Here is a 26,080-nt window from a genome sequence, read left to right as displayed (position 1 = left end):
AAGTTTTTGGGTTTCAGGGAAGTTCGCGCAGCACGGCGCGCACGGGGGACGCATCGGCCCGGGTCAGTTTGAGCGGCAGGGCGATCAGTTCGTAATCGCCCTCGGCCACCTCGTCGAGCACCAGGTTTTCCAGCACGCGCAGGCCGTGCGCCAGCAACTGGTGATGGCTGGGCAGGTCCTGGCTGGTGGCCGGGTCCACGCTGGGCGTGTCTATGCCGATCAGGCAGATGTTTTTGCGTGCCAGCAATGCCAGCGTTTCAGGCGCGATGGCGGTGAAAGCTTCCCAGGCCTGGCTGGCGCTGTGCGAAGTGCGCAGCAGCACACGCGGCGGCAGGCCGTCCAGCGCGTGGGCGACGTGTTCGGGCAAGACCAGCGGGCCGCAGTCCAGGCAATGGATCACGCGGCAGGGCCCGAGGTAGGGGGCAAGGTCCAGCTCGCCGGCGCTGGCCGCGCCGTTGGCATAGTGCAGCGGCGCATCGGCGTGGGCGCCGGTGTGCGGCGACAGCGTGATGCTGTTGACGTTGACCGGGCAGCCCGGTGCCAGGGAGAAATGCAGTGTCTGGGAGTAGGCCGTGTCACCGGGGAACACGGCGGCGTTCTCATCGACCGGCGGTGAGATGTCCCAGAGTTTGCGCGGTGCTGATGGGGTAAAGGCAGGCATGGATCCAAAGGTAGCACCGGCAAAAAAGCCGTGGTGTCGGTTATTTCCAACAATCTCAAAAATACTTGAGACTTAAAGTATCTGGCGATGATGGCCCGCCCAGGCTCATGCGGCCTTGGCGAGGCTGGGGCACAATCCAGACCTGTGGCCCATCGCTGCATCGATTTACCAATCAGCAATACCTCCCTCCAACCTTTCAAGAGAGACAAGGCAGACCATGAATTCCGAGAACAAGTCCAACGGCAAAGTCGCACTCGTCACCGGCGCGGGCACAGGCATCGGCAAGGCCGTGGCCCTGGCCCTGCTGCGTGAAGGCTACAGCGTGGCGCTGGTGGGGCGCCGTGTGGAGCCGCTCAACGAAGTCGCCAAGGAGTCCGGCACGGACCGCGCGCTGGCGCTGCCCACCGACGTGAGCAAGCCCGAGTCCGTGGCGGCGGCCTTTGCCAAGGTCAAGGAAAAGTTCGGCCGCCTCGACCTGCTGTTCAACAACGCCGGCGTGGGCGCGCCGCCGGTGAACATCGAGGACATCACGTTTGAGCAATGGACCAATGTGGTCGACATCAATCTCACGGGTTCTTTCCTTTGCGCGCAGGGCGCCATCAGGCTGATGAAAGACCAATCGCCCCAGGGCGGCCGCATCATCAACAACGGCTCGATCTCGGCCCATGCGCCGCGTCCCAACTCGGCGCCCTATACCTCCACCAAACATGCGATCACAGGCCTGACCAAATCGATCTCGCTGGACGGCCGCAAGTACAACATCGCCTGCGGCCAGATCGACATCGGCAATGCGATGACGGAGCTTGCCGCGCGCATGGCCAAGGGCGTGCCCCAGGCCAATGGCGAAATCGCCATTGAACCGATGATGGATGCGAAGGAAGTGGCCGAGGCGGTGGTGCACATGGCGTCGCTGCCGCTGTCGACCAATGTGCAGTTCATGACCATCATGGCCACGAAGATGCCGTTTGTGGGGCGCGGTTGATGCGGCCCTGATTGACGCTGCCGCTTGAGCCGCGGATCAGCGTGGGCGGCGCCAGCAAAATGTGTTGTATTGTATGTATATGAACAATACGGCCTCCGACCTGGAACAGTACCTGGACGAGCTTGCGAACAATGCCCGTCCCGGCGATCGCCTGCCACCGATACGTGATTTGATGCGCCGCTTCGGTGTATCGCAAATGCTGGTCCAGCGCGCCTTTCAAGGCCTCAAAACCAAGGGACTGATCGATTCACAGGTGGGGCGTGGGACCTACTTTCGGGGGGATGGCGAGCCTGCGCTGGCTAACACCGGCTCCCGGTTGCAGGCAACGAGGTCGGTGCTTCTGCTGCGGCGCTCCATCAGCATCACCCGCGGCCGCGTTTTGGTGGAAGGCCTGCAGCGCCGGTTCACCGCCGACGGGCATCGGGTGCTGGAAGTTTCATACACCGACCCGGCCCATGCGCGCACCGTATTGAAAGGCTCGCCCCGTTTTGACGCCTGCGTGGTTCAGTCGACTTACAAGACCATCACCATCGATTTGCTCGCCGCGCTGAGGGATAAATGCGATGTGCTGGCGGTGGATGGCGCGACGCTCGCCGGCACGGACGTCGAGGCGGTCGGCATGGAGTGGGGCGAACCCCTGGCCAAGGCGATTGCCCTTTTACGGCAGCAAGGCCATGGCCGCATCGCGTACGCGGCAACGTCGTCCCCCGTTCTGGCAACGCAGATGGGCCGCCGGCGGTTTGAATACCTGCAGAGCACCCTGGCGGACACCGAGTTCCACGAGATCACTGTGCCGCACCTGCCTGACGACAATTACGAAGCGGCGCTTGCAGACCTGATCAAGGCCAGCCTTGATGCCTCAGGGCGGCTGCCGTTCACTGCCCTGGTGGCATGGGGCGTTGAAGATGGCGCCAAATTCCGGCAACTGCTGTCGGATGCCGGCGTCGGCATCCCATCGGCGCTGAGCGTGGTGCTGCTGGGGCGTACGGATCTGGCGAACGAACACGCCAACTTTTTTGACACCATGGGGTGCAGCGTTGCCGACCAGATCGAGTCGCTGTACCAGGCGATCAATGCGCGCTGGGCCGACCCCTCCTTGCCCTACGGCGTGCGCCTGATCCCGGTGACGAGCAAGGCGGGTCAGTCCATTGCGGCGCCGCTGCCGGCCACGCGTTCCACAGTTTCGCGCGTGAGCACCACCGATTCGCCGACATAGCTGCTGGCGACGAGCGCCTGCACCAGGTCGGGCGGAAGCTCGCGTTTTGCAAACAGGGGATGCTCGCCGATCGTCGTCATGAAAGGCATGCCCTCGGACTGGGACCGCTGCGCCGCTTCATAGAGCAATTGATGCGCTTCATGCCGCCCCATCAGCCTGGTCAACCGCATCATCACGGCTTCCGACGCGATCAGGCCGTTTGATAAATCGAGGTTGCGGCGCATCGCCTCGGGGTGTACGACGAGGCCCTGGGCCAGGGTCGCGAGGGTTTCGGCAATCGACGCCGCAATGATGGCAATTTCCGGCAACAGCGTATCGGTCACATTGGTCGCGGACGAGTCACCCTCATCCATGCGAACCATCGCTTCGAGCGCCACCGGTACCCGGGCCCGCATCATGCGCGCCAGACTGGCCAGCAACAGCGCGGTCGACGGGTTGCGCTTTTGCGCCATGGTCGAGCTGCCCACCTTTCCCATGTGAAATGCCTCTGCAACCTCGCCGATCTCGGTGCGCTGCATGAACACGACATCCTGCGCGATTTTTTGCGCAGTGCCGGCCAGCAGCCCCAGCGCAGAGATGTAGTCGCAGACACGGTCGTAGGACGAACGCATGGGCAGCCCCGCCGGCTCAAGTCCCAACTGCGCGGCCATCCGCACCTCGACCTCGCGCCCCGCGCTGCCCATGGCCGCGAAAGTGCCTATGGCCCCGCCCAGGCTCGCCACGAATGACGATGGCAATCGCTGCTTGAGCCGATCGCGGTCCCGGTCGAGTTCGTCCAGCCAGCCGGCGAGCTTGAAGCCAAAAGTCATGGGCAAGGCGTGCTGGCCGTGCGTGCGGCCGGGCATCACGGTGGCTTGGTGCGCCAGCGCAAGTTGGCCGAAGGCGGCGATGGCCGCATCCAGATGGTTCGCCAGCAGCTGATGCGTTTCGAACATCTGCAATGAGCTCGCGGTATCGAAGATGTTCTGCGTTGTCGCACCCCAATGGATGAAACCGGCGGCAGGCTCGCCACACAGCTCTTCGAACTGGTAAAGCACGGGAACGAGCGGGTGCTGGGCGAAGGCAATGTCGCTCGAAAGGCGCTCCAGGTTGAACAGCCGGGCATCTGCTTTCTGCGCAATGGTGGTTGCGGCCTCCGCAGGAATGACACCCAGTTCAGCCTGGGCGCTGGCCAGGGCGGCTTCGACGGTGAGCCAGGCCTGCAGCGTGGCGACATCGCTCCAGATGCGTTTGGCCTCAGCGCTGAACCAGTGGCCGGTGATGAAGGATTCAAACATTCCGATGTTCATGGGGTTCCCGTCAGGAGGAAACGCTTTGCACGGGGGGTGGCAGTGGCGGAGAAAAACCCGATAAGCGGAGCCGTTCTTGCATATTGTATGAATTGCATTGATTTGTGAAATTGGCGAAATTCTGAGGCTGGGCATGCGCACTGGGTTTTGGGGTGGTGCGATGGGGATTTTGATCAATACAATATTAATTGTACTGTAATACAATAAATACATATATACTGCCCCCGCCGGCTGATGGAGCCGGCGCATAACAAGGAGACAAGCTTGAAGACATTCCTCTTTCCACCTATGGGCCCCTGCAGAGCCCGGAGCGCTGCCATGCGCAGCGCATTGCTGGCCGCAAGCGCACTGGCCCCGGCTTTTTCAGTACACGCCCAGTCATCACTGACGATTTACGGCATCGTTGACCAAGGGCTGACAAAAGCGACCAGCGGCACCACGCCAGCCGGGATGCTGCCCGGTAGGGCTCCCAATGATGACTGGAACGTGAAAGCCGGCAACACCTCCCGCCTGGGTTTTCGTGGCGAGGAAGACATGGGCGGCGGCATGTACACGCGCTTTCAGATCGAGACCCGCTTTGCCACCGACACGGGGGCGCTGAGCAACGCCAATGTTTTCTGGCTGGGCCGTTCGGTGCTTGCCATAGGCAGCAAGGACTGGGGCGAGATTTATTCCGGCCGTGAATACTCGGCAGCGTACACGGTTGCGCTCAATACCGATCCCACGCTCTGGAGCTATGTCAGCCAGACCGGCTCCACTTACACCTACGCAAACTACCTCCCGGTCGCTGCGACGGTCGAGGCTTCCAACATTCGCTGGAGCAACACCATAGGCTACAAATCCCCGGCGCTGGGCGCCGTGAGCTTCGAGCTGGCAACCGGCCTGGGTGAAGGCACGCGCCAGCGGAGCACCTCCGCCAACATCCAGTACAAAGACGGCCCGGTCTGGCTCGGCGCAGCCTACGATGGCCTGGACAACAGGACCAACCTCAAGCTCATTGCGGGGGGCTATGACTTTGGTGTGGTCCGCCCCACCGCCAGTTATTCACGCGCCAAGGGCGGCCTCAACGGTGACGCCACTTCGTTCACCGTGTCTGCGCTGGTGCCCCTGAGTTTTGGGCGCACCTATGTCTCTTACGGCAACCTGCGCCCGGCAACCCATCTCAATTCGAAAATGGTGGGGGCGGGGGTTCAGTACGACCTGAGCAAGCGCACCTTGCTGTATACGAATGTAGGCTCCGCCAAGCAGGTCGGCCAGAGCCGCGCGACGGCGTTCGATCTTGGCATCAAGCACACCTTCTGAAAGGAGCCCGGCATGAAACGCAGACTGTTGAATCAACTTGCCTTGTTGGGCGCCGGCGCGTTGTTGTCGGGTGTTGTCCATGCGCAATCCGACAAACCCATCTCGCTGGTGGTCGGCTACTCCGCGGGTGGCAGTGCCGACCTGGTCGCGCGTGTTGTCGGCACCGAGCTGTCCAAGCGCCTGGGGCGACAGGTCATTGTCGAGAACGTGGCTGGCGCCAGCGGCATGATCGCCGCGCAGAAAGTGCTCAATGCGCCGGCCGATGGCAACCTCGTCTATATGGGTGGCACCGACACGGTGCTTGTGCCCATGGTCAATCCCAAGACCCGCCTTGACTGGGATAAAGATCTTTTGCCCGTGGGGCGCATGACCACGGTGCCGATGATTTTTGCCGTTCCCGCGGGCTCCCCTTATGCAACGCTGTCCGACCTGCTCGTTGCGCAGCGCAAAAGCGGCAAGGCTGGCTTCAATTACGCCACCCCCGGCATTGGGACGATGCAGCATATCTATGGTGCGCTCATCAACAAGCAGGCGAAGGTGGAAATGCTGCACATCCCCTACCGCGGCGGTGCCCAGATCGTGAATGACCTCGTCGGCGGCCAGGTGGACAGCGCGATGCTGGTGCTGTCGACGGCCATGCCTTTTCTCAAGGACGGCAAGATCAAGGCTTTGTCGGTGTCGGATGGCGCGCGTGTCGCCCAGTTGCCGAATGTCAGGCGCATTGGCGAGGAAGAGGGGTTTAACGGCATTTCGCTGCCGCTGTGGCAAGGCTTGTTCCTGAAGGCCGGAACGCCTCCCGCCATCGTGGTCGCTTATGAGAAGGCCTTGCTCGAAGCCCTTGCTCAGCCTGAGGTGCGCAGCAAGTTGGCGGAGGCCGGCATCACGGTCGCCCCAATGCCCGGGCGCGAGATGCGCGCGTTCATCGGTCCCCAGGCCGCGCTGTACCGCGATATCGTGAAGACCGCAAAAATCACGATGGAGTGATGGGGGCGGCGTTTTCTGCCAGGGCCGACCGTCGTGAGCCGGTCGCCGGGTGGCATTCTCCGGCCCCGGCCGCGATCAACACCGAGGAATTGATGGCTGCAGTTCCCACCAGTCCTCACGGCAATGCGCGGCTTTTGGCCGACATTGGCGGAACCAACGCACGTTTCGCGTGGCAGAACGGTGCCGGGGAGCCCATCAATCGCCTTGTGATCTTGCCCTGTGCCGGATACCCGGAACTTGCGGATGCGATTCGGCATTACCTGTCGATCCTGGGACGTAACGCGCCCGCGAATTGCGCAATCGCCATCGCCAATCCCGTGTTTGGCGACCAGGTGCAGATGACCAACCATCACTGGGCTTTTTCCATTCGCGCGTTAAAAGTGCAGTTCGGTTTCACGACCTTGCGTGTGCTGAATGACTTCACCGCCCTGGCACTGGCCTTGCCGGCCCTCGGTCCCGCGGAACTGCGTCAGGTGCTGGGTGGGCAAGCGGCTCCTCTCGCCGCAAAGGCTTTGATCGGCCCCGGTACCGGCTTGGGTGTGTCCGGATTGTTGCCTGACGGCCGCGGTGGATGGGTAGCGATCGAGGGCGAGGGCGGCCACGTCACTCTGGCGGCCTGCACGGCGCGAGAGCAGCAGCTGCTTCAGTGGTTCGCCTCCCGGTATGGCCACCCTTCGGCCGAGCGCGCTGTGTGTGGCCAGGGGCTGGCCGATCTTCACCGCGCTGTGCAGGAGATCGACGGGGCGAAGGTTGTTGCCGAATTCGGTGCCGCGGGTGTGGTGGCAGCGGCCATGGAGCACGGCGATTCGCAGGCGCTTGAGGCGCTCGAACTTTTCTGCGCGTTTCTCGGAACGGTTGCCGGCAATCTGGCGCTTACGCTGGGTGCGCGTGGCGGGGTATACATAGGCGGCGGCATTGTTCCGCGTCTGGGTGAGGTGTTCAATCGCTCCGCATTCAGGCAGCGCTTCGAGGCGAAAGGCCGTTTCGCGCGACAGCTGTCGGAAATACCTGTTTATGTGATTCAGGCAGGGCAGTCACCGGCGCTTCGTGGCGCTGCGGCGGCGCTGGAAATTGACCGTCCGCAGTGATCCATGCTTTCTGGAAAGGCTGCTGGCTATGCCGGTTCGACCTTCTCGCCCTGATGAGCAAGTTGCCCAGGGTCTTAGCTAAGCTGCCCGAGCAAAAGGAACTCCATGAACGCCTTCTGCGCGTGCATCCTGTTTTGGCTTCGGCACGCGGCCTGTGGCCGCTTCACGTGCGCTTTGCGCACATGAGCCTGCGCTGAAACAGCATGCCGGCGCTGCGCGCCTTCAGCTCGCGTGTTACGCGAGCTGCCCGAGCAGAAGGAACTCCATGAGCGCCTTCTGCGCGTGCATCCTGTTTTGGCTTCGGCACGCGGCCTGTGGCCGCTTCACGTGCGCTTTGCGCACATGAGCCTGCGCCGAAACAGCATGCCGGCGCTGCGCGCCTTCAGCTCGCGTGTTACGCGAGCTGCCCGAGCAGAAGGAACTCCATGAGCGCCTTCTGCGCGTGCATCCTGTTTTCAGCCTCGTCCCAGACCACCGACTGCGGGCCGTCTATGACTTCGGCTTCGACTTCCTCGCCGCGGTGGGCGGGCAGGCAGTGCATGAAGAGTGCATCGGGCTTGGCGGCGCGCATCATCTCGGTGTCCACGCACCAGTCGGCAAAAGCCTTTTTGCGTGCTTCGTTTTCGGCTTCGTAGCCCATGCTGGTCCAGACGTCGGTGGTGACCAGGTCGGCGCCGGCGCAGGCCTGCATCGGGTCCTTGAAGACCTTGTAGCTTTCGGCCGAGCGTATGCCGGCGATGGACTGGTCCACCTCGTAGCCGCCCGGCGTGCTGACGTGCACCTTGAAGCCCAGGATTTCACTGGCCTGCAGCCAGGTGTTGGCCATGTTGTTGCCGTCACCCACCCAGGCCACCGTCTTGCCCTTGATGGAGCCGCGGTGCTCGATGTAGGTGAAGATGTCGGCCAGGATCTGGCAGGGATGGAATTCGTTGGTCAGGCCGTTGATGACGGGCACGCGCGAATGCTCGGCGAAGCGGTCTATCTTGGTCTGCTCGAAGGTGCGGATCATCACCAGGTCGACCATGCGGCTGATGACCTTGGCGCTGTCCTCGATGGGTTCGGCCCGGCCCAGCTGGCTGTCGCCGGTGGTCAGGTGCACCACGCTGCCGCCCAGCTGGTACATGCCGGCCTCGAAGCTCACGCGGGTGCGGGTCGAGGCTTTCTCGAAAATCATGGCCAGCGTGCGGTCGACCAGCGGCTGGTGTTTTTCGTAGGTCTTGAACTTCTTCTTGATGATGGCGGCGCGCTCGAACAGGTAGGTGTATTCCGCCGCATTCAGGTCGCTGAACTGCAGGTAATGCCGCACGGGGGCGGGCTTGGAGGGGATCGCAGAGGTCACGCGTTTTTCTCTTTCAACAGCTGCTTGATCAGCGGAACCAGGATGGCCACCGCCTCGTCGGCCTCGGCCGTGGTCATGATGAGCGAGGGCACCATGCGGATCACGGTGTCGGCGGTCACGCTCAGCAGCAGGCCGTTTTCGGCGGCGCGGCCCAGCAGTTCACCGCAGGGCACGGCCAGCTCAATGCCCAGCATCAGGCCGCGGCCGCGGATTTCCTTCACGCCTTTTTCGCCGGCCAATTCGCGCGCCAGTGCCGCGCGCAGGTGCTCGCCCACCTTCACGGCATTGGCCAGCAGGCCTTCTTCTTCCATGATGCGCAGGGTTTCCACACCGGCCCGCATGGCCAGCGGGTTGCCGCCGAAGGTGCTGCCGTGGTTGCCGGGGCTGAAGATGTGGGCGGCCTTGGGGCCGGTGACGACGGCGCCAACCGGCACGCCCGAGCCCAGGCCCTTGGCCAGCGGCATCACGTCGGGCTTGATACCGGCCCACTGGTGGGCAAACCACTTGCCGGTGCGGCCCATGCCGCACTGCACTTCGTCGATCATCAGCAGCCAGTCGCGTTCGTCGCAGAGCGCCCGCACCTCGCGCAGGTACTCGTCCTTCATGCTGTTGATGCCGCCTTCGCCCTGGATGGCCTCAAAGAACACGGCGACCACATTGGGGTTGTTGGCGGTGGCGGCTTTGAGCGCGTCCATATTGTTGAGCGGCACGCGGATAAAACCCTCGACCAGCGGGCCGAAGCCGGCCTGCACCTTGGGGTTGCCGGTGGCGCTCAGGGTGGCGATGCTGCGGCCGTGGAAGGCTTTTTCATAAACCACGATTTCCGGGCGTTCAATGCCTTTGTCGTGGCCGAACTTGCGCGCCAGCTTGAGCGCGGCCTCGTTGGCTTCCAGGCCGGTGGAGCAGAAAAACACGTTTTCCAGGCCCGACAGCTCCACCAGCTTGGCCGCCAGGGCTTCCTGCAGCGGCACATGGTAGTAGTTGGAGGTGTGGATCAGCTTGGCGATCTGCTCCTGCAGGGCCGGCACCAGCTTGGGGTGGTTGTGGCCCAGGGTGTTGACGGCGATGCCGCCCAGCGCATCGAGGTAGGCCTTGCCGTTGACGTCCCAGACGCGGCAGCCCTGGCCGTGGTCCAGCGCGATGGGCAGGCGGCCGTAGGTGTTCATCACGTGGGGGGAGGCGGCTTCGATGTGCTTGGGCAGGGCTGCGGTCATGGAAAACTCCGGAACAAGGGCTGTGACAGTGCGGAAAATTCGAGGCCCGCAGCAGTTGATGCGGGCCTGGGCTGATTTTAGGCGCAGACTTTGCGGCCTTTTGTGACGTTCCTGCATCACTGCGATGCAAGCGCCCGGGCGCCGCCCACTATCGTTGCCATTGAAAATTTGTCTTCCAAGTCTTATATAAGAGTCAGAGTTACGCTAGAATTGTTGTGCGCTGCAGCATGGGCCGAAATCCCATCCTTTTCCCATGCCGGGCAGCGCAAAAAACCCTCCACCCGATGGTCTCCAACACCGCCAAAGAAGTCTTTATCCAGGGTATTACCCGCGACGGCAAAACCTTCCGGCCCAGCGACTGGGCCGACAGGCTGTGCGGTGTGATGAGCCATTTCCGCCCGGGCGGCCCCCAGCCCGGCAGCCACCTGACCTACTCCCCCTGGTGTGTGCCCACGGTCATCAACGGCGTGAAGTGTGTGGTCGTCAACGCGGAGCTGCGCGAGGCCGAGCCCATGGCCTGGGATTTCGCCATCAATTTCGCGAAAGACAACGACTTGCAGATGGCCGAAGCCTGTTTACTCCCCGACCAGCCGCCCAAGGGCTGACTGAGGTTTTTGAAGCGCCAACAAAAAAGCCGTCTTTCGACGGCTTTTTTGCTTTGCTGCAGCGCACCCTACAAAACGGCGGACGGTATTTTCGTTAAGAAGATGCCGTCCGGGCGATTTGCCTAATTGCTTAGGCGGCCTTTGCGGGGGCCAGTGCCAGGGCTTTCACCTTGGCGGACAGGCGGCTCTTGTCGCGCGCTGCCTTGTTCTTGTGGAAGATGCCCTTGTCGGCAACCGTGTCCACAATGCTCTGGGCCTTGGCGAACAGGTCCTTGGCTTTGTCTTTGTCACCGGCTGCAACGGCTTTTTCGACGTTTTTCACAGCGGTGCGGTATTTGGAGCGCAGCGAGGTGTTCGCGGCGTTGAGTTTGACGTCCTGGCGGACGCGTTTGCGGCCCGACGCAAGGCGCGGGTTCTTTTTCTTGGGTTTGGCGGTAGCCATATATGTATTCCTTTAATCCTGGGGAGGAGTCTGTGGATGTTGCAGCAAACCTAGCATTATATACCCCCACGGTCGCTCACTGCGAGCCTGCGGCGGCTCCCTGCCCCTTGCACTGAGGAAGGGGCCGCCCGCCTGCGGCCCGGCAAAGCCGGTTCCGCGGCCCCTGCTGGTGAAGAGCCCCAAATACGGCCGTATGAAACACCGGTCGCGCGCCGTCGTGACAGCTAAACTCCCTCGGTGTCACTTTTTAAAGCCGCCTCCACCGTTTCCCTGCTGACCCTGGCCTCGCGCGTCACGGGCCTGGTCCGGGACCTGCTGATGGCCTCGGTGTTTGGCGTCAGCGCCATGACCGACGCCTTTAACGTCGCCTTTCGCATCCCCAACCTGTTCCGGCGGGTGCTCGGCGAGGGCGCTTTCAGCCAGGCTTTTGTGCCGGTGCTGGCGGCCTGCAAGGCGGAGCAGGGGGAAGAGGGCGCCAAACAGCTGATTGACCATGTCGCGACCCTGCTGACCTGGACGCTGGTCCTGCTGTGTGTGGCGGGCGTGCTGGCCGCGCCGCTGATGGTCTGGGCCATGGCCAGCGGCCTGAAACCGCAGGGCTATCACGCCGCCGTGGTGATGACCCGCTGGATGTTCCCTTACATCGGCTTTATGTCGTTGGTCGCGCTGGCCGGCGGCATCCTCAACACCTGGCGCCGCTTTGCCGTGCCCGCCGCCTCGCCCGTGCTGCTGAATCTGGCGCTGATAGGCTCCATCACCCTGGGGGCTCCCTGGTTTGCCAGGCACGGCATCGAGCCGATCTATGCCCAATGCGTGGGGGTGATGGTGGGCGGCATCCTGCAACTGGGCCTGCAACTGCCGGCGCTGCGTCGCCTGGGCCTGCTGCCGCGCATAGGCGCCAGCTTCGCGGCCCTGCGCCAGTCCTGGAACGATCCGGGCACACGCAAGGTGCTGTCCCTGATGCTGCCGGCCCTGCTGGGTGTCAGCGTGGCGCAGATATCGCTGCTCATCAACACCCAGATCGCCTCGCACCTGGCCACCGGCAGCGTGAGCTGGATCACCTATGCCGACCGCCTGATGGAGTTTCCCACCGCCATGCTGGGCGTCGCCCTGGGCGTGGTGCTGATGCCGCAACTGGCCGCGGCGCGCGGCAGCCAGGACGAAGAGCGCTATTCCTCCATGCTCGACTGGGGCCTGCGCCTGGTGGTGCTGCTGTCGGTGCCCTGTGCCGTGGCCCTGCTGGTTTTCTCGCAGCCGCTGGTCGCGGTGCTGTACCACTATGGCGCGTTCAGCGACCTCGACGTCCAGCGCACAACAGCCGCCTTGACCAGCTATGGCGTGGGGCTGATGGGCATCGTGGCCGTCAAGGTGTTGGCGCCGGGTTTTTATGCCCGGCACGACATGCGCACACCCATGCGTATCGCCGTCTGCGTGCTGGTGTTCACCCAGGTACTGAATTATTTCCTGGTGCCCTTGCTGCAGCATGCGGCCCTGACCCTGTCGATCGCCATTGGCGCGCTGGTCAACGCCCTGTGGCTGCTGCTGGGGCTTTTGAAGCGCGGAAGTTACAAACCGATGCCGGGCTGGGGCAAGTTCGCGCTGCAGGTGGGCGGCGCCAGCGCCTTGCTCGCGGCCTTTTTGCTGTGGGCCGCCGGGGCGGTGAGCTGGGTCGCGCTGAAAAGCCATTCCCTGGAGCGCATCGGCTGGCTGGCGCTGGTGTTGCTGGCCTCGGCGCTGCTGTATTTCACGGCGTTGTGGGTGTCCGGCCTCAAGGTGACAAAGCTGCTGAGACATTGACGGGCGGCATGCTCCAGGCCCCGAGCGGCATTTTCCGCATGCCTTTTTGCGCCGGTTTATGAGAAAGTAGGGGCCATGCAATTAAATCTGGCTGTACCGTCACCATTGCAATATTTCTCCAGCCTGGTGGAAAGCGACGAGCATTTCCCCCTTCTGGAAGCCGCCATCAGCCTGGCGCAGGACGAATACCCCGACCTGGACGTGCAGCAGGTATTGGGCGACGTCGACCAGCTGCTGGCCCGGCTCAAGCGCCGCCTGCCGGCCGACGCGCCGGCGCTGCAGCGGCTGCGCGCGCTGAACCAGTTCTTTTTCCACGACCTGAACTTCGGCGGCAACGTCAACGACTACTACGACCCCGACAACAGCTACCTGAATGCGGTGTTGCGCACGCGCCGCGGTATTCCCATCACGCTGGCCGTGCTCTGGCTGGAATTGGCCCTGGGCCTGGGCCTCAATGCGCGCGGCGTGGCCTTTCCGGGGCACTTCATGGTCAAGGTCAACCTGCCCAAGGGCCAGGTGGTGATAGACCCGTTCAGCGGCCAGTCGCTGAGCCGCGAAGAGCTGTCCGAGCGGCTGGAGCCTTTCCGCCAGCACGGCGGCAGCCCGGGCGATGAGTTCGAGGTGCCCATGGGCCTGTACCTGCAGTCGGCGCCGCCGCGCGAGATCATCAGCCGCATGCTGCGCAATCTCAAGGAAATCCACAAGACCCAGGAAGACTGGCAGCGCCTGATCCCGGTGCAGGATCGGCTCATCGTGCTGCAGCCCGAAGCCTGGACCGAATACCGCGACCGCGGCCTGGCCTGGGCCGCCCATGGCGAGCCGGACCGCGCAATGGCCGACCTGGAAATCTACCTGGCCAACGCCGAGGACGCGCTCGACATCGACGCCATGGCCGAGCGCCTGGCCCAGCTGCGCCAGGGCCGGCACTGAGCTTTGCCTTAAAGCAGCTCGATCTCGCTGAGCGTGAGAAAGCAGCTCTCGCGCGTGATCGCCACAAAGTCGGCCAGCCAGGGCCGGCCTGAGGTGGCTTCTGTGCACGCCACATAAAGCCGCCCGGTCAAGCCCTTCTTGCCTATGGGCCTGGCGCTCACATAACCGCGGTCCAGGTAGCTTTGCACCGCCCACTTGGGCAGCGCGGCGACTCCGCGGCCGCTGGCCACCAGCTGCAGCATGGCAATCGTCAGTTCGGTGGTGCGGCGCGCGGGCTTGACGCCGGCCGGCTCCAGCACCTGGCGCACCACGTCCAGCATTTCGTCGGGCACCGGGTAGGTGATCAGGGTTTCGCCCGCGAAATCCTTGGCCGTGAGGTGCGTCTTGGCCGCCAGCGCATGGTGGTTGGCCAGCAGTGCCACGATTTCAAAGCGGAACAGCGGGTGGAAGTCCACGGTTTCATCGGCGTCGGCCTCCGACACGATGGCGATGTCGGCGCGGTCCTGCAGCACCAGCGCGATCGGGTCGGGATGAAAGCCCGAGACGATGTCCAGTTCCACCTCGGGCCAGCGCGTGCGGAAGGCGTCCATGGCCGGCATCAGCCAGTCAAAACAGGTGTGGCATTCAACCGCGATGCGCAACTGGCCGGAGCGCCCCGTCGCCAGGCGCGCCACGTCGCGTTCGGCCTCCTCGACCTGCGGCAGCACCGCATCGGCCAGCGCCAGCAGGCGCAGGCCCGTGGTGCTGAACTGCGGCGGCACGGATTTGCGCTCGAACAGCGGCGCGGCATAGCGGTCTTCAAGCAGTTTGACCTGGTGCGACAGTGCCGACTGCGTCAGATTGAGCAGCTGCGCCGCACGTACCAGGCTGCCACTGTCGCGCAGGGCCGTCAGTGTGCGCAGGTGGCGCAGTTCAAGAATCGATGGCGTCATACTGAATTGTGTGAATCAATAATTTTCATGTTGAAAGACAATATCTTTCGTTTGAATAATAGTTGAATCTGGCCGACCATGGCGTTCTTTGTTGATTCGCAAACGGGAGATAGCCTGCATGGTCCATACACACACCCTGGGTTTTCCGCGCATGGGCGCGCACCGGGAACTGAAATTCGCGCTTGAAAAACACTGGCGCGGCGAGATAGACCTGGCCGCGCTGCAAGCCGCCGGCGCCGAGCTGCGCGAGCGCCATTGGGCGGTGCAAAAAGAAGCGGGCCTGGATTTTGTGACGGTGGGTGACTTCGCTTTTTATGATCACGTGGCCAACCACATCCAGATGCTGGGCTGCGAGCCGGCGCGCTTTGGGTTCACAGGGCAGGAGCCCGCGCTCGGCCGTTACTTCGCGATGGCGCGCGGTGTGAATGCCGAAGCCGGCCACAGCCACAGCGCGGACTGCGGCTGCGCTGAAGGCGGCGCCGGCGGCGGCAGCTTCGCGCTGGAGATGACCAAGTGGTTTGATACCAATTACCACTACCTGGTGCCGGAGTTCAGTCCGAACACCGAGTTCAGCCTGGCCTGCGAACGCCTGTTTGACGAAGTCGCGCAGGCCCAGGAGGCCGGCCATGCCGTCAAGGTGGTGCTGCTGGGGCCACTGAGTTTCCTCTGGCTGGGCAAGGAAAAGACGCCGGGTTTCGACCGCTTCAGCTTGCTGGGCAAGCTGCTGCCGGTGTACGAAAAAATCCTGGCCCGCCTCAAGGCCCAGGGCGTGGAATGGGTGCAGATGGACGAACCCATCCTGGGCCTGGACTTGCCGCCCGCCTGGAGCCAGGCTTATGAATCCAGTTACTGGCGGCTGGCGCGCGGCGGCCCCAAGCTATTGCTCGCTACTTATTTTTCACCCTTGCAGGAGAACCTGCGCATGGCCTGCCAACTGCCGGTGGCGGGCCTGCATGTGGATGCGGTGCGTGCACCCGAAGAGCTCGTCGGTGTGGCCGACTGGCTGCCCAGCCACAAGGTGCTGTCGGTGGGCATCGTCGACGGCCGCAACATCTGGCGCACCGACCCTGATGCCGCCCTGGCAAGGCTGCGGCCGGTGGCCGAAAAGCACCGGGGCGAGCTCTGGCTGGCGCCTTCGTGTTCGCTGCTGCACGTGCCTTACAGCCTGCAGGCCGAGGACACGCTGGATGCCGAACTCAAGTCCTGGCTGGCCTTCGCGGTGGAAAAACTGTTTGAGCTGCGCATGCTCAAAGCCGCGCTGGAAGGCCGCGAAAAATCCGTGGAAGCTGAGCTGGCCGCCGCCCGCCTGGCCGCCCAGGCGCGCCGCAACAGCCCGCGCGTGCACCGCGCCACCGTGGCGGCGCGGCTGGCCCGGGCCGCGGCGGGCGCCGATCAGCGGCTTTCGCCCTTCAGCCGGCGCCAGCAGGTGCAGCGCCAGCGTTTTGCGCTGCCGCTGTTTCCGACCACCTCGATAGGCTCGTTCCCGCAAACCGCCGAGATACGCGCCGCGCGCGCGGCCTTCAAGCGCGGCGAGATCGGCAAATCGCAGTACGCCGAAAAAATGCAGGCCGAGATCCGCCTCGCCGTGCGCAAGCAGGAAGAATTGGGCCTGGATGTGCTGGTGCACGGCGAGGCCGAGCGCAACGACATGGTCGAGTATTTCGGCGAGCAGCTCGACGGTTTTGCCTTCACGGCAAACGGCTGGGTACAGTCCTACGGCTCGCGCTGCGTGAAGCCGCCGGTGATTTACGGCGATGTGGCGCGCCCCGCGGCGATGACGGTGGCCTGGACGGTGTATGCGCAAAGCCTCACCAAGCGGCCCATGAAAGGCATGCTGACCGGCCCCATCACCATCCTGCAATGGTCTTTTGTGCGCGACGACCAGCCGCGCAGCCTGACCGCCGGGCAGATCGCCTGGGCGATACGCGACGAGGTGGCGGACCTGGAGGGCGCGGGCATAGGCATCATCCAGATCGACGAGCCGGCGATACGCGAAGGCCTGCCGCTGCGCCGCGCCAGCTGGAAGCCCTACCTGGAATGGGCCACGCGCGCCTTCCGCATCAGCGCCAGCGGCGTGGCCGATGAAACCCAGATCCACACCCATATGTGCTATTCGGAGTTCAACGACATCCTGCCGGAAATCGCGGCCATGGACGCCGACGTGATCACGATTGAAACCAGCCGCTCCGACATGGAGCTGCTGCGCGGCTTCGGCGACTTCAAGTACCCCAACGAGATAGGCCCGGGCGTCTACGACATCCATTCGCCGCGCGTGCCCACGGTGGACGAGATGGTACGGCTGCTGCGTAAAGCGGCCGCGGTGATCCCGGCGGAAAACCTCTGGATCAACCCCGACTGCGGCCTTAAAACCCGTGGCTGGCCCGAGACCGAGGCGGCGCTGGGCAATATGGTGCGGGCAGCGCGCGAAGTCCGCGAAGAACTCGCCGCAGCCTGACGGCGGGGCCGGCGCGGCGCCTCAGGTGGCGCGTTTGAGGAACTGCGGGATCTGCAGGCCGTCGGGCGAATTCATGTTGCGCGACATGGCCGGTGTGCCGGCGGCCTGGACGGGCCGGACCACGGCGCGGGCTGTGCTCTGGGCGGACATCCGGGCGCCGTGCAGCAGCGATTCCTGCGCCGGCATCAGGCTGCCGGGCAGGGAACTGCCCAGGCGCGGCGCCGCCGCCGCGTTTTGCGCGGGCGCCGGATTGAGCGGCCTGGCGCCCAGTGTCGCAGCGACCGAAGGCCGGGGCGCAATCACCCGGGCCGGGGCCTTGGCCACTGTCCTGGCCTGCGCGTGTTCGGGGGCGTCGTTGGCCGCCTGCGGCGGGTACAGCGTGGGCCTGAGCCAGTTCAGTATGGGCTGCCACTGCGCGAGGTCCGGCGCGGCGGCGCTGGCCGGCAAGTCGAACATCGTCATGCCGCGCTCCAGGCTGCGCACATAGAGCTGGGTTTCGCGCAGCGCGCCCAGGAAAGGCATGCCCAGGCCTTCCGACCATTCCTCCAGGACCTTTGCCGCGCTGGTGCGCCCGTCAATGCGCATGCCCACGGTGGCGAGGCGGCAGCGGCCGCTGGCCACACGCGGCAGGGCCATCAGGTCGGCATGGCATTGCGCGGCCGACTCGCGGTCGAACATGGAATTGCACACCGGCATGACGATGGCGTCGGCAAACATCACGACGCGAGCGAGTTCAAAGCCGTGCATGCCGCCCGGCGTGTCCAGCACCACGTGCGTGATGCCCGTGGGCACGCGCAGCATGTTTTTCTGGTCCACAGCCCAGGGAGCAATGGCGGGGAGGTCGGCGCCGCGGCGTTTGAGCCAGCTGCGTGCCGACTGCTGGCGGTCCACGTCGCCCAGCATGACCGAGCTGCCATTGCGCGCGCACCAGGCGGCGATGTGCGCGGCCAGTGTGCTTTTGCCACTGCCTCCCTTGCGGTTGACGACTGCGATGACCGGCATGTGTGCTCCAAAGACGGACCAGTAGAACAGTTTGATACAGAAATAACAAAAAGTCCAGCGCAAGCCAGTCGGCATCGGTCCCCGCAGCTAGTGTTTTTGTAGCGCGGCCGCCGGGCCGTCCTGTGCCTGCCTGAACCATCCCTTGAGCCAGCGGCAGAACACCCGGGCGGTTTCCGGGGCCATGCTGCGCGGGTTGATATAGGCCGAATAGCTGGCGTCGCCGCGCACCACCACGGGGGATGCCCGCAGCAGGTGGCCGCGGCGCAGCGGCTCGGCCACCAGCAGTTCGGGCACCACCAGGTGGCCCATGCCGCCCGTCGCCGCGGCGATCGCCAGGAAGTAGTGGTCGAAGCTGGCACTGACATGGATGCCGGCCGCCTGAACGCCCAGTTGCGCGGACCAGGCGGCCAGCACATCGGGCCGCGACTGCGCCGCGAGAAACTGCCACTGGCTGACGGGCTGGTCTGCGAACTCGCGGCAACGCGCCGGGGAAGCCACGCACACGATGTTTTCGGCGGCCAGCAGCCAGTGTTCGGCGCCGGCGATGGCCAGGTCGCGCGTGATCAGCACGTCGTAGCTGTCGCCAGGATCCGGCGGGGAAAGCGAGGTCACCAGGTCCACCGCCACCGGAGCCGCGGGCTGGAAGCCGGGCAGGGCAGGAATCAGCGTGGTCATCGCAAAAGTAGGCAGCGAGGTGCGCACGATGAGGCGGGCACCGGCCTGGCTTTGCGCCAGCTGGCGGGTGGCCAGTTCTATGGTCGACAGGGCTTCCTGCACCGTGTCGAAGTACAGGCGCCCCGCATCGGTCAGGCGCACCGAAGTGCCGCTGCGCGTGAACAGCGGCTGTCCGAAGTAGCGCTCCAGTGTGGCGACATGGCGGCTGACGCCGCCCTGGCTCATGCCCAACACGCGGCCGGCGCGGCTGAAATTGAGCTGGCGCGCGGCTTCCACAAACACCCGCACCGCGTTGAGCGGCAGTGTCTGGAGGGTTGAGTCATCTGTTTTACTCATCATTGGAGGCCGCTTTTCTCATGGTTTTGAGTGCAATACAGAAGAAATTCAAGGATTATGGCGATTGACCAGCGTATTGGTTGATCATATTTACTCATTACTCACTGTCAAAGGTTTTCCCTCCATGCCCCTTGTTTTGCACAGCTGCCCCGGCGGTACCCTGCTTCTGCCTGATGCCCTTTTGTGCGACCGCCGTGACGGCGGCCACCTGGTGGTCAATCCGCCGCGGCCGGTCTGGGAGCGCAGCGAACTGGCGCCGCTGGAACTGGCCCATTGGTCCTGCCTGGTGGCCGCCACCGGCCGCGCCATGCTGGACGTGCTGCCCGCCCTGCGTGAGGGCTGCCTCAATTACTGGGAGGCGGGAAACTGGGCGCTCAACGACCAGGCCCCGCCCGCCGGGCCCAAGAACGTGCAGGCGAACCGCCGGGTGCACCTGCATGTGCTGGGGCGCAACCGGCAGGCGGCGCATCCCGACTGGCGCTGGGGCGAGTCACCCAAATTCCCGCGCTGGGAAGACATGGCGGCCTGGGCATCGGGGTTCGCGCCGCTCAGCGCGCAGGAATGCGAGGCCGTGGCGGCGCGCGTCAAAACCTTGCTGGACAGCCGTTTTCGCTTGCCCGGAATTGGCACGCCGGCATGAGCGCCCAGACGCTGGCGCTGGTGCTCGCGGGGGCGGTGTGCCACGCGCTCTGGAATATCGTGGCCAAGCGCGCGGCCGGCGGCCTGCTCTTTATCTGGCTGTTCGGTTGCGTCAGCATGGCGGCCGCGGTGCCGGTGGCCTTGCTCGCCTGGCACCAACACCCCCAGGCCTTCAATGGCTGGATGTGGCTGGCGGCATTGGCCAGCGCGCTGCTGCACCTGGTGTATTCGCTGGTGCTGCAAAAAGGCTACCGCGTGGCCGATTTTGCCGTGGTCTATCCCATGGCCAGGGGCACCGGGCCGCTGCTCGCGGTGCTGGGAGCCGTGGCCTTGCTCGGCGAGCTGCCCAGTGTGCTGGGCTGGCTGGGTGTGGCCCTGGTGCTGGCGGGCGTTTTCATGACATCCGGTGGTGCCGCGGGCATTGCCGGCAGCGGGGATGCGCGGCGGCGGCGCGGAGTGCTCTGGGGCGGGCTCACCGGCCTTTGCATTGCCGGCTACACCGTGGTCGACGGCTGGGCGGTGAAGTCCCTGGGCATGGCGCCGGTGCTGTTTTACGCCGCGGGCCTGGGTTTTCGCACGGTGCTGCTTGCACCCTGGGTGATCCCGCGGCGTGCCTTGCTGTCCGCGCAATGGCGGCAGCACCGCACGGCCATCATGCTGATAGGCCTGCTGTCGCCGCTGGCCTACTGCCTGGTGTTGTTCGCCGTGCAGTCCGCACCGCTCAGCTACGTGGCCCCGGTGCGCGAGATGTCCATGCTGATAGGCACGCTGGTGGGCGCCCGGCTGCTCAAGGAATCCCTCAAGCCTTCGCAGGTGCTGGGTGCGGCGCTGATGCTGCTGGGCGTGGCGGGGCTGGCGCTGGCTTGATCTGCCTGCTTAGTTGACCGTGACGGCGGCGCCGTCGCCCTTGGCGGCGATCACGCCGATCTCATACACCTGCTCGCCCGCATCGCGCAGGGTCTTGGCTGTGGCCTGGGCGTTGGCGGCGTCCACCACCACCACCATGCCGATGCCGTTGTTGAAGGTGCGGTTCATCTCGAAGTCGTCAATGCCCGCGGTTTTTTGCAGCCAGGCAAACAGCTCGGTTTGCGGCCAACTGCCCTTTTTGAGGTGGGCGGCCGTGCCTTCGGGCAGCACGCGGGGAATGTTCTCCAGCAGGCCGCCGCCGGTGATGTGGGCCAGCGCCTTGATCGGGTGGGCGGCCAGGGCGGCCAGCACGTTCTTGACGTAAAGGCGGGTGGGCTCCATCAGGGCCTGCTTGAAGGGCTTGCCGTCCAAGGTGGCGGGCGTATTGCCGGCCGCGCGTTCAATGCATTTGCGCACCAGGCTGAAACCGTTGGAGTGAACGCCGCTGCTGGCCAGGCCCAGCACCACGTCGCCGGGTTTGACGTCCTTGCCGGTCAGGATTTTCGATTTTTCGACCGCACCGACGGCAAAACCGGCCAGGTCGTATTCGCCAGCGGGGTACATGCCGGGCATTTCGGCGGTTTCGCCGCCTATCAATGCGCAGCCGCTGAGCTCGCAGCCCTTGGCGATGCCGCCGACCACGCTTGCCGCCGTGTCCACGTCGAGCTTGCCGCAGGCGAAGTAGTCAAGGAAAAACAGCGGCTCGGCACCCTGCACCAGCACGTCGTTGACGCTCATGGCCACCAGGTCTATGCCCACGGTGTCGTGCATATTCCATTCAAAGGCCAGCTTGAGCTTGGTGCCCACGCCGTCGGTGCCGCTGACCAGCACGGGCTCCTTGTAGCGCTTGGGCACTTCGAACAGCGCGCCGAAGCCGCCTATGCCGGCCAGCACGCCTTCGCGCATGGTTTTTTTGGCCAGGGGCTTGATGCGCTCGACCAGCGCGTCGCCCGCGTCGATGTCAACGCCCGCGTCTTTGTAGCTCAGGGGGGAAGAGGAGGAGGTGGTCATGGTGTCGGCTTTGCTACGGGTAAGGGCGGTATGGGGGCGAATGAGGGGCTGGAAGCCGGGTTTGTGGCGCTGGAGGGGCCTGCAAGCCCGATAGAATTCAGCCTGAGATTCTAAAGGCTACCCATCCGGCCGCTTTCAGGCCCCATCCGGCCTTGTTCCGGCAAGCTCAACCCAAGGCTTTATGCAATTCACCACCGCCCAAAAACGCGCCGCCGCCTGGTGCCTGATCGCTGCCCTGGTCGTCCTCGCGCTGTGGCTGCTGGGGCCGGTGCTCACGCCCTTTGTGGTGGCCGCCGTGCTGGCCTATGCGCTGACGCCCCTGGTCAACCGGCTGGACGACATGGGCAAGGGCCGGTTGCCGCGCGTGGTGGCGGTGGTGCTGGTCGAATTCCTCTTTATCGTGGTGCTGCTGAGCCTGTTTTTGCTGATCGTGCCCATCATGGCCAAGGAACTGCCGGTGCTGCGCGAGCAGGTGCCGCTGCTGGCGGACAGGCTCAACAGCAGCCTTTCCCCCTGGCTGGCGCAGTTCGGCATCCACGTGGCGCTGGACGTGGGCAGCATCAAGGCCTTTGTGCTCAAGTACCTCAATGCCAACTTCGAGGACCTGTTCGGTTCGCTGATGTCCTCGCTCAAGCTGGGCGGCAGCGTGGCGCTGGCCGTGGTCGGCAACGCCGTGCTGATCCCGGTGGCGCTGTTTTACCTGCTGATGGACTGGGACAAGTTTGTCGCCCGCGTGCTCGAACTGGTGCCGCCCCACCTGCGCGGCGGCTTCGACAGCTTTACCGAAGAGGCCGACGCCGTGCTGGGCCAGTACCTGCGCGGCCAGTTGCTGGTCATGTTGATCATGGCGGTGTTTTATGCCGTGGGCCTGGCCCTGTTCGGCCTGGACCTGGCCATGCCTATCGGCGTCTTCACCGGCCTGGCGATGTTCATCCCCTACCTCGGCTTCGGCCTGGGCCTGTTGCTGGCCGTGCTGGCAGGCCTGCTGGAATTCGCCTCGCTCAAGGCGCTGGTCATGGTGGCCGTGGTGTATGGCGTGGGGCAGTTGCTGGAAAGCCTGTACCTTACGCCGCGCCTGGTGGGCGAGCGCATAGGCCTGCATCCGCTGGCGGTGATTTTTGCCCTGCTGGCTTTCGGCCAGATATTCGGCTTTGTTGGCGTGCTGGTGGCGTTGCCGGCCAGCGCCGTTCTGCTGGTGGGCATACGCCGCCTCAAGGCCAGCTATATGGGCAGCCGGCTTTACAAGGCCGGTCCGGGATAAACACATGGCGGGCATGAAACAGATTGCGCTGGACATCGGGCTGGCTTCGGCCCCCTCGTTCGCCAATTTTTTCGGCGGGCCGAACGAGGCCGCGCTCAAGCACCTGGAGCTGTGGGCCGGCAACACGCTGCGCTCGCCCGTGCCCACCTACCTCTGGGGTGAGGCCGCCAGCGGCAAGACCCATTTGCTCAAGGCCGTGCGCGAGGCACTGCGCGAGCAGGGCGCCTCCAGCGGCTGGATGGATGCCTCGCTGCTGGAGCCGCCCGAGTTCAATGAATCCTGGTCCGCCGTCATCCTTGACGAATGCCACCTCTACACCGCGGTGCAGCAGCAGGCGGCCTTCAACTGGTTTGTCAATGCGCTCAGCGCGTCCGACGGCCGGCCGCGCTGGGTGCTGGCCGCCGGCAACGTGCCGCCCGCCGACCTGGCGCTGCGCGAGGATTTGCGCACCCGCCTGGGCTGGGGCCATGTGTTCGCCCTGCAGGCCCTGACCGAGCCCGAGCGGCGCGCCGTGCTGCGGCGCGAGGCTGACGCGCGCGGCGTGTTCCTGAGCGACGAAGCCATGGACTTCATGCTGACCCGCTTTTCGCGCGACCTCGGCAGCCTGATGCAGCTGCTGGACCAGCTCGACGGCTACGCCCTGCAAACCAAGCGCGCCATCACCATCCCCCTGATCAAGTCCATGCTGGAGAGTGAATGACGGGCCCGAAAAAGATTGCGCTGTTTGACCTGGATCACACGCTGATTCCTATCGATTCCGACTACGAGTGGGGCGAATTCACGATCGCGCTGGGCTGGTGCGACAGCACCGAGTTCAAGCGGCGCAATGCGGAATTCTTCGAGCACTACCGCGCCGGCACGCTGGACATCCACGACTACGTGCGTTTCGCCACCCAGGCGATCCGCGAGCAGGGCGCCGCCAACTCGGCCGCCGCCCATGCCCGCTTCATGCGGGAAGTTGTGCAAAAAGCCATCACCCCCCAGGCGCAGGCGCTGGTGGACAGGCACCGCGCAGCCGGCGATGAACTGGTCATCGTCACCGCCACCAATGAATTTGTGACGCGGCCGATTGCCGAGGTTTTCGGCGTCAAGGAACTGATCGCCGTGGAGCTGGAACGCGACGCCCAGGGCTGGCTGACCGGTGAAATCCTGGGCACGCCCTCGGCCCGTGAAGGCAAGGTCACCCGCGTGGAACAATGGCTGGCGGCCCGCAAGCTCGGCTGGGACGACGTGGAAACCACGTTTTACACCGATTCCCTGAACGACCTGGCCCTGATGGAGAAGGCGACCCACCCCGTCGCCACCAATCCCGACGCGCGCCTGCGGGCGCTCGCGGTGGAGCGCGGATGGCGCATACTTGAGCTGTTTATCTAGTTATCCATGATCAAAAAATTTATCGACAAGCTGTTCGGCAAATCGGACAGCGCGGAGCCCGGCGCCAAGCGGGTCAAAAAATCCCCCTTCGGCCAGCGCCAGGATGTAGGCGTCAAGGAACACGGCATCGACGTCAAGCTGGTGGACGACCGCGCCATGGACGTGGTGCGCACCCTCAAGGATGCCGGCTATGAGGCCTACATCGTCGGCGGCGCGGTGCGCGACCTGCTGGTGGGCCTGCGCCCCAAGGACTTCGACGTCGCCACCGACGCCACGCCCGAGCAGGTCAAGTCGCTGTTCCGCCGCGCTTTCATCATAGGCCGGCGCTTTCGCATCGTGCACGTCATCTACGGCCGCGGGCGCGAGCATGAAGTCATCGAGGTCTCGACCTTCCGCGCCCACCTGGACAGCAGCCTGGCCGAACAGGTCGGCGGCAACGAGCGCACCAGCAAGAGCGAGCTCGCCGGCATGAAGCACGCGGTCGATGCCTCCGGCCGGGTGCTGCGCGACAACGTCTGGGGCCCTATCGAGCAGGACGCCGCGCGCCGCGACTTCACCATCAACGCGATGTACTACGACCCTGAAACGCAGGTGGTGGTCGATTACCACAACGGCATCAAGGACGCCAAGAAGAAGATCATCCGCATGATAGGCAACCCGGCCGTGCGCTACCGCGAAGACCCGGTGCGCATCATCCGCGCCGTGCGTTTTGCGGCCAAGCTCAGCGCGCTGGGCTTCAAGTTTGAAGACAAGACCGTGGCCCCGCTGCGCGAAATGAAGGGCCTGCTGGCCGACGTGCCGCAGTCCCGCCTCTTCGACGAAATGCTCAAGCTGCTGCAGACCGGCCACGCGCTGGCCAGCATCGCGCAGCTCAAGTTCCTGGGCTTGGGCACCGGCATCTACCCGCTGCTTGACGTGGTGGTCGAAAACGCCGATGAACCCTTCCTGAAGCTCGCTTTGCAGGACACCGACCGCCGCGTCGGCGAAGGCAAGCCGGTGGCGCCCAGCTTTTTGCTGTCCTGCGTGCTGTGGTCCGACGTGCGCGAGGGCTGGGAGCAGCGCAAAAAGCGCGGCGAGCACCTCATGCCCGCGCTGCAGGATGCGATCGACGATGCCTTCAATGCCAAGATCGGCGACGTGTCGGGCCGCGGCAAGCTGGGCACCGACATGCGCGAGATCTGGACCATGCAGCCGCGCTTTGAAAAGCGCACCGGCAGCGCCCCCTACTCACTGCTGGACCAGCCGCGTTTCCGTGCCGGCTTCGACTTCCTGCGCCTGCGCGCGCAGACCGGCGAGATCGACATGGAACTGGCCGAGTGGTGGGAAAAATTCAGCACCGCCTACGACGACGAACGCCACGCCATGATCGAGGAAGCGCGCCGCGAGCTGCAAAGCAAGCCGCAGGCGCCGCGGGTTCGCGTGAAACGCCCCGATGCCCCAGCCCCTCTCGCCCCGCGCAACCAGGAAGACCGCGATCCGGATGACCAAGGCGCGGATGATGAAGAGCGCATGGGCACAGACGCGCAGGGCGACATGCCTCCCGCCAAAAAGCGCCGCCGCCGCCGCAAGCCCCGCGCGGGCGGTGCCGGGGCCGCGGCCGCCGATGGTGGCGCCCCCGGCGGCGACGCACAATCCTGAGC

General features: G+C 64.7%; 25 protein-coding genes. 16 read left to right on the top strand and 9 right to left on the bottom strand.

Features of this window, described 5'->3' with window-relative positions:
• Positions 1-13: 13 nt before the first annotated feature.
• Positions 14-661, bottom strand: coding sequence for an arylformamidase (gene kynB / locus AC1D09_RS12930; protein WP_477661894.1), 648 nt, complete (start codon positions 659-661; stop codon positions 14-16).
• 217 nt (positions 662-878) lie between these two features.
• On the opposite strand from kynB, the gene AC1D09_RS12925 reads away from it, so the two are divergent.
• Complete coding sequence (locus AC1D09_RS12925) at positions 879-1,643, top strand: SDR family oxidoreductase (protein WP_477661893.1); 765 nt, start codon at positions 879-881, stop codon at positions 1,641-1,643.
• A 73-nt stretch (positions 1,644-1,716) separates the two neighbouring features.
• Complete coding sequence (locus AC1D09_RS12920; protein WP_477701088.1) at positions 1,717-2,859, top strand: GntR family transcriptional regulator; 1,143 nt, start codon at positions 1,717-1,719, stop codon at positions 2,857-2,859.
• Here AC1D09_RS12920 and AC1D09_RS12915 read toward each other — a convergent pair.
• Entirely contained in the window at positions 2,784-4,148 is a 1,365-nt protein-coding gene (locus AC1D09_RS12915) for a class-II fumarase/aspartase family protein (RefSeq protein WP_477661891.1), read from the bottom strand. The genes AC1D09_RS12920 and AC1D09_RS12915 overlap by 76 nt on opposite strands.
• A 318-nt stretch (positions 4,149-4,466) precedes the next feature.
• Here AC1D09_RS12915 and AC1D09_RS12910 point away from each other — a divergent pair, with 318 nt between their 5' ends.
• From AC1D09_RS12910 to AC1D09_RS12895, 4 genes are read left to right on the top strand one after another with little or no spacing between them, the layout of a single operon-like run.
• Complete coding sequence (locus tag AC1D09_RS12910) at positions 4,467-5,450, top strand: porin (RefSeq protein ID WP_477661890.1); 984 nt, start codon at positions 4,467-4,469, stop codon at positions 5,448-5,450.
• Between the two features lie 12 nt (positions 5,451-5,462).
• Positions 5,463-6,434, top strand: coding sequence for a Bug family tripartite tricarboxylate transporter substrate binding protein (locus AC1D09_RS12905; RefSeq protein ID WP_477661889.1), 972 nt, complete (start codon positions 5,463-5,465; stop codon positions 6,432-6,434).
• Positions 6,434-7,522, top strand: coding sequence for a glucokinase (gene glk / locus AC1D09_RS12900; protein WP_477701087.1), 1,089 nt, complete (start codon positions 6,434-6,436; stop codon positions 7,520-7,522). Before AC1D09_RS12905 ends, glk begins: the two co-directional genes overlap by 1 nt.
• A gap of 53 nt (positions 7,523-7,575) precedes the next feature.
• The gene (locus AC1D09_RS12895) at positions 7,576-7,719 is read left to right on the top strand and encodes a hypothetical protein (protein WP_477701086.1); all 144 of its coding nucleotides are present in this window, start codon (positions 7,576-7,578) and stop codon (positions 7,717-7,719) included.
• A 197-nt stretch (positions 7,720-7,916) separates the two neighbouring features.
• Here AC1D09_RS12895 and argF read toward each other — a convergent pair whose 3' ends face one another.
• Positions 7,917-8,828: an ornithine carbamoyltransferase gene (gene argF, locus AC1D09_RS12890; RefSeq protein WP_477701130.1), complete on the bottom strand. Its 912-nt coding sequence runs from the start codon at positions 8,826-8,828 to the stop codon at positions 7,917-7,919.
• A gap of 29 nt (positions 8,829-8,857) precedes the next feature.
• A complete protein-coding gene (locus tag AC1D09_RS12885) occupies positions 8,858-10,075 on the bottom strand; it encodes an acetylornithine/succinylornithine family transaminase (RefSeq protein WP_477661886.1) in 1,218 nt (405 codons plus the stop codon).
• 284 nt (positions 10,076-10,359) lie between these two features.
• Here AC1D09_RS12885 and AC1D09_RS12880 point away from each other — a divergent pair, with 284 nt between their 5' ends.
• Positions 10,360-10,680, top strand: coding sequence for a DUF3579 domain-containing protein (locus tag AC1D09_RS12880; protein WP_477661885.1), 321 nt, complete (start codon positions 10,360-10,362; stop codon positions 10,678-10,680).
• Positions 10,681-10,810: 130 nt separating this feature from the next.
• Here AC1D09_RS12880 and rpsT read toward each other — a convergent pair whose 3' ends face one another.
• A complete protein-coding gene (gene rpsT / locus AC1D09_RS12875) occupies positions 10,811-11,122 on the bottom strand; it encodes a 30S ribosomal protein S20 (protein ID WP_007864125.1) in 312 nt (103 codons plus the stop codon).
• A gap of 237 nt (positions 11,123-11,359) precedes the next feature.
• Between rpsT and murJ the strand changes: the two genes are divergently transcribed.
• Together murJ and AC1D09_RS12865 are read left to right on the top strand one after the other, a co-directional pair.
• Positions 11,360-12,919 (top strand): murein biosynthesis integral membrane protein MurJ, encoded by a 1,560-nt coding sequence (murJ, locus tag AC1D09_RS12870; RefSeq protein WP_477661884.1) that lies wholly within the window; start codon positions 11,360-11,362, stop codon positions 12,917-12,919.
• Between the two features lie 75 nt (positions 12,920-12,994).
• Positions 12,995-13,849: a SirB1 family protein gene (locus AC1D09_RS12865; protein WP_477661883.1), complete on the top strand. Its 855-nt coding sequence runs from the start codon at positions 12,995-12,997 to the stop codon at positions 13,847-13,849.
• Positions 13,850-13,857: 8 nt separating this feature from the next.
• Here the strand turns inward: AC1D09_RS12865 and AC1D09_RS12860 are convergent, their stop codons facing one another.
• The gene (locus AC1D09_RS12860; protein ID WP_477701085.1) at positions 13,858-14,781 is read right to left on the bottom strand and encodes a LysR family transcriptional regulator; all 924 of its coding nucleotides are present in this window, start codon (positions 14,779-14,781) and stop codon (positions 13,858-13,860) included.
• A gap of 118 nt (positions 14,782-14,899) precedes the next feature.
• Here AC1D09_RS12860 and metE point away from each other — a divergent pair, with 118 nt between their 5' ends.
• Positions 14,900-17,236 (top strand): 5-methyltetrahydropteroyltriglutamate--homocysteine S-methyltransferase, encoded by a 2,337-nt coding sequence (metE, locus tag AC1D09_RS12855; RefSeq protein ID WP_477661881.1) that lies wholly within the window; start codon positions 14,900-14,902, stop codon positions 17,234-17,236.
• A gap of 21 nt (positions 17,237-17,257) precedes the next feature.
• Here metE and AC1D09_RS12850 read toward each other — a convergent pair whose 3' ends face one another.
• Positions 17,258-18,238: a ParA family protein gene (locus tag AC1D09_RS12850; RefSeq protein WP_477701084.1), complete on the bottom strand. Its 981-nt coding sequence runs from the start codon at positions 18,236-18,238 to the stop codon at positions 17,258-17,260.
• Positions 18,239-18,325: 87 nt separating this feature from the next.
• Positions 18,326-19,249 (bottom strand): LysR family transcriptional regulator, encoded by a 924-nt coding sequence (locus AC1D09_RS12845; RefSeq protein ID WP_477701083.1) that lies wholly within the window; start codon positions 19,247-19,249, stop codon positions 18,326-18,328.
• Between the two features lie 124 nt (positions 19,250-19,373).
• On the opposite strand from AC1D09_RS12845, the gene AC1D09_RS12840 reads away from it, so the two are divergent.
• On the top strand, positions 19,374-19,889 hold the full coding sequence (locus AC1D09_RS12840; protein ID WP_477701082.1) for a hypothetical protein: 516 nt from the start codon (positions 19,374-19,376) through the stop codon (positions 19,887-19,889).
• The gene (locus tag AC1D09_RS12835; RefSeq protein WP_477661877.1) at positions 19,886-20,755 is read left to right on the top strand and encodes an EamA family transporter; all 870 of its coding nucleotides are present in this window, start codon (positions 19,886-19,888) and stop codon (positions 20,753-20,755) included. The genes AC1D09_RS12840 and AC1D09_RS12835 overlap by 4 nt, the downstream gene beginning before the upstream one ends.
• Positions 20,756-20,764: 9 nt before the next feature.
• Here the strand turns inward: AC1D09_RS12835 and purM are convergent, their stop codons facing one another.
• Entirely contained in the window at positions 20,765-21,805 is a 1,041-nt protein-coding gene (gene purM / locus AC1D09_RS12830) for a phosphoribosylformylglycinamidine cyclo-ligase (protein ID WP_477661876.1), read from the bottom strand.
• 181 nt (positions 21,806-21,986) lie between these two features.
• Between purM and AC1D09_RS12825 the strand changes: the two genes are divergently transcribed.
• From AC1D09_RS12825 to pcnB, 4 genes are read left to right on the top strand one after another with little or no spacing between them, the layout of a single operon-like run.
• Complete coding sequence (locus tag AC1D09_RS12825; RefSeq protein WP_477661875.1) at positions 21,987-23,066, top strand: AI-2E family transporter; 1,080 nt, start codon at positions 21,987-21,989, stop codon at positions 23,064-23,066.
• A gap of 13 nt (positions 23,067-23,079) precedes the next feature.
• Positions 23,080-23,766 carry a DnaA regulatory inactivator Hda gene (hda, locus tag AC1D09_RS12820; protein ID WP_477661874.1) on the top strand — a complete coding sequence of 229 codons (687 nt, stop codon included), beginning with the start codon at positions 23,080-23,082 and terminating at the stop codon, positions 23,764-23,766.
• Complete coding sequence (locus tag AC1D09_RS12815; RefSeq protein ID WP_477661873.1) at positions 23,763-24,440, top strand: HAD family hydrolase; 678 nt, start codon at positions 23,763-23,765, stop codon at positions 24,438-24,440. Before hda ends, AC1D09_RS12815 begins: the two co-directional genes overlap by 4 nt.
• Positions 24,441-24,446: 6 nt before the next feature.
• On the top strand, positions 24,447-26,078 hold the full coding sequence (gene pcnB, locus AC1D09_RS12810) for a polynucleotide adenylyltransferase PcnB (protein ID WP_477661872.1): 1,632 nt from the start codon (positions 24,447-24,449) through the stop codon (positions 26,076-26,078).
• The last annotated feature ends 2 nt before the right edge of the window (positions 26,079-26,080 follow it).

Source organism: Polaromonas sp. P1_A2, from assembly GCF_056406895.1.
This window is presented reverse-complemented; position numbering and strand designations above follow the sequence as displayed.